Annotated in this window: 3 protein-coding genes and 1 pseudogene; all 4 read left to right on the top strand. The window is 72.0% G+C overall.

The window, feature by feature from the left end; genetic code table 11:
• The first annotated feature begins 159 nt into the window (after window positions 1-159).
• Window positions 160-606: a TraR/DksA family transcriptional regulator gene (locus tag I0C86_RS37650; protein WP_196206088.1), complete on the top strand. Its 447-nt coding sequence runs from the start codon at window positions 160-162 to the stop codon at window positions 604-606.
• A 33-nt stretch (window positions 607-639) separates the two neighbouring features.
• Window positions 640-1242: pseudogene (lspA, locus tag I0C86_RS37645) on the top strand (signal peptidase II); the annotation flags it as partial.
• 146 nt (window positions 1243-1388) lie between these two features.
• Window positions 1389-2348, top strand: coding sequence for an RluA family pseudouridine synthase (locus I0C86_RS37640; protein WP_196206087.1), 960 nt, complete (start codon window positions 1389-1391; stop codon window positions 2346-2348).
• Between the two features lie 40 nt (window positions 2349-2388).
• Window positions 2389-3159: hypothetical protein (locus I0C86_RS37635; RefSeq protein ID WP_196206086.1), on the top strand; the 771-nt coding region annotated here is incomplete at its 3' end.

Raw genomic sequence — 3159 nt, 5'->3', positions numbered from 1 at the left:
GACCTGGCGAGGGCGTTCTCCACCGTCGACGCCACCCCACCGGTCGCACCCGCCCGAGCGACCGGACCGAACAGGATCAGTCGATCCACCGTCGGGGCACCGGAGGATCCTGTCCAGGCACGGCCGATCGCCGCGGAGTCCGCGGCCTAGGGAGCGACGATGGCTAAGCCAGCCGAGACCAGGACCGCCGCCGGCCGTAAGTCGGCATCGAAGGCCGCATCGAAGGCCGCGCCGAGGACCGCCCGCAGTGCCGCGGAGACCGAGAAGATCCGGGCCGCCCTGGCGGCCCGCCGCGACGAACTGCGCGGCGAGTACGATCAGACGTTGAGCGAGATCACCGAGCTGCAGCGCGACCGGTTGACCGACTCGGCCGGGGACGACCAGGCCGACACCGGCACCAAGACGTTCGAGCGGGAGCAGGAGATCTCCCTCGCCAACAGCATCCTGGAGCGCATCACTCAGGTGGAGCGGGCCCTGGAACGGCTTGACGAGGGCAGCTACGGCTGGTGCGAGCGGTGCGGCAATCCGATCCCGGTGGAGCGGCTCGCGGCGTTCCCGTCCGCCACGCTGTGCGTCTCGTGCAAGCAGTTGGAGGAGCGCCGGTGAGCCCAGCCGGGTCGTGAACGGAGAAAGGGACTCCTGCTGAACATCGACGACGAGCGGACGACCGAGGCAGGACCCGCCGGGTCATCCCCGGATCGGCCGACCCCGGGACGCCTGCGGCGGGTCGCCGTCACGGTCCTGCTGGCCACCGCCGTACTGGTCTGGCTCGCCGACCTCGGTACGAAGCACCTGGCCCTGGCTGAACTCTCCGACCGCGAACCGGTACGCCTGCTCGGCGGCGCCGTCTACCTGACGCTCACCCGCAACAGCGGCGCGGCGTTCAGTCTCGCCTCCGATCACACCTGGGTATTCCCGCTGGTCACCGCCGTGGTGATCGGCTGGATCGGCTGGATGGCCGCACGGTTGCGCTCGCTGCCCTGGGCGATCTCACTGGGCCTGGTACTCGGCGGCGCGCTCGGCAACCTGACCGACCGGATCTTCCGGGCTCCCGGGGTGTTCGTCGGACACGTGGTCGACATGGTCAGCCTGTTCGACCCGTACGGGCAGGTCTGGCCGATCTTCAACCTCGCGGACAGCGCCCTGGTCAGCGGGGTCGTCCTGGCGGTGCTGCTGGAACTCACCGGCCGCCAGCGCGACGGCACCCGGCTCCGGTCGCGGCCCAGGGCCGGCGAGCCGGTCCCCAGCCGGGATGCCGAGGTCCCCAGCCGGGACGCCGAGGTTCCCGGTCGGGATGCGGAGGTCCCCAGCCGGGATGCCGAGGCCCCCGGTCAGGATGCCGGAACGAAGGCCGACACCACGACCGAGACGAAACGGCAGGGCCGGGCATGACCTCGACCTACGGCGCCGGCCAGCTCCGGCCGACCGGAGACGTCCGGTCCCTGCCGGTACCGGACGGACTCGACGGCATGCGGCTGGACCAGGCGGTCTCCCGGCTGTTCGGCCTGTCCCGCACCACGGCGGCGGCGCTGGTGGAGGCCGGTGACGCGCTCGTCGACGGCGTTGCCCGTCCCAAGTCCGACCGGGTCTCCGCCGGTTCGTGGCTGGAGGTGGTGCTGCCCGCACCGGCCGCCCCGCCGACGGTCATCGCCGAGACGGTGCCGGGGCTGCGGGTCGTGTACTCCGACGACGACATCGTGGTGGTCGACAAGCCGGTCGGCGTTGCCGCCCATCCGAGCCCGGGTTGGTCCGGGCCCACGGTGATCGGCGGGCTGGCCGCGCTCGGGCACACGATCGCGACCAGCGGCGCCGCCGAGCGGCAGGGGATCGTGCACCGGCTGGACGTCGGCACCACCGGCGTCATGGTGGTGGCCAAGAGCGAGCAGGCGTACAGCCTCCTCAAGCGGGCCTTCAAGGCCCGTGAGGTGGAGAAGCGCTACCACACGGTGGTCCAGGGGCATCTCGATCCGCTGCGGGGCACCGTGGACGCCCCGATCGACCGCCATCCGCACCACGACTACCGCTGGGCGGTGGTGGCGGGTGGCAAACCCAGCATCACCCACTACGACACCCTGGAGGCGTTTCCGGCGGCGAGCCTGCTCGACGTACGGCTGGAGACCGGCCGGACCCACCAGATCCGGGTGCACCTCTCCACCCTGCGGCATCCCTGTGTCGGCGATCTGACATACGGGGCCGATCCCACCCTGTCGGCCCGGCTTGGCCTTGCCCGCCAGTGGTTGCACGCCCACGAGTTGGCCTTCGAGCACCCCCGTACGGCCGAGCAGGTTCGGTTCGTCAGCGACTACCCTGACGACCTGGAAGTTGCACTTCGCATCCTGCGCGACTGACCGACCGCCATCGGTGACCCGACGAGGGGGAGTTTCGCCCGTGCACCCCGGCGACCTGTTGCGACAGTTGGACCGTCAACTGTTGCCGCCCCTGGCCCGTGGGATGGCCCGACTCGGGCGCGGCCCGCTGCGGCTCCGGCTGCTGACCACCGTCGCGTTGCTCTGCTCGGCTGCCGTACTGGTCACGGCCGTGTGGGCGGCCGATCGGCGGCCAGCGGTCGACCAGACCGTCGGCGAGGTCACCCGGGTCGGGGTGGAGCAGGGCCAGTCCATTCCGGGTTATGTCGAGTCCAGCCGGGGGGAGTTGCGGGCCCTGCTCGACGCCGGCCCGGCCGAGTCGGCCCGGCAGACGTACGCCCTGGTGACGATGTCGGCCTACCTGGCGCCGGACCGGTTGGCCCCGGTGCTGACCGGGGTCTCGGTCTCCGAGGTCTTCAGCCGGTTGTGGCGGCCGGGCACCCAGACCCAGATCGTGCGTATTCCGGCCTTCCGCATCCCCGAGGACGTGCTCGCCGGGATGCTGCAGGTCGCCGAGCGCAAGGATCAGGAAATCCGGGACTACCAGGAGCGGAGCGCCGCCGTGACCGGCGACGGCGTACCGGAGCGCGACCTGCGGCGGTGGTACGAGAGCGGCGCCCGGGTGGCCTCGGACGAGGCGACCGCCTACCGCGCCGGCTGCTCCTGCGTCTACGCGGCGGTGGTCCGGGGCGAGCCCGTCGCGCTGGAGCGGATCGCCGCCCGGTCGGAGATCCGCGCGGTCGACCCGGCCCCCGAGGTGCGGCGGTTGGACCGGACGGTGTTCAGCCCACCG

The sequence above is a fragment of the Plantactinospora alkalitolerans genome (assembly GCF_015690345.1).
Classification (GTDB): Bacteria; Actinomycetota; Actinomycetes; order Mycobacteriales; family Micromonosporaceae; genus Plantactinospora; species Plantactinospora alkalitolerans.
Note: the sequence above shows the minus strand (reverse complement) of the source record. Positions and strands in the feature narration are given on the sequence as shown.

What these genes read in the sequence shown, in the direction of transcription:
- I0C86_RS37640 (WP_196206087.1), top strand. Translation starts at nt 1,389, where the DNA reads ATGACCTCGACCTACGGCGCCGGCCAGCTCCGGCCGACCGGAGACGTC.
- I0C86_RS37650 (WP_196206088.1), top strand. Translation starts at nt 160, where the DNA reads ATGGCTAAGCCAGCCGAGACCAGGACCGCCGCCGGCCGTAAGTCGGCA.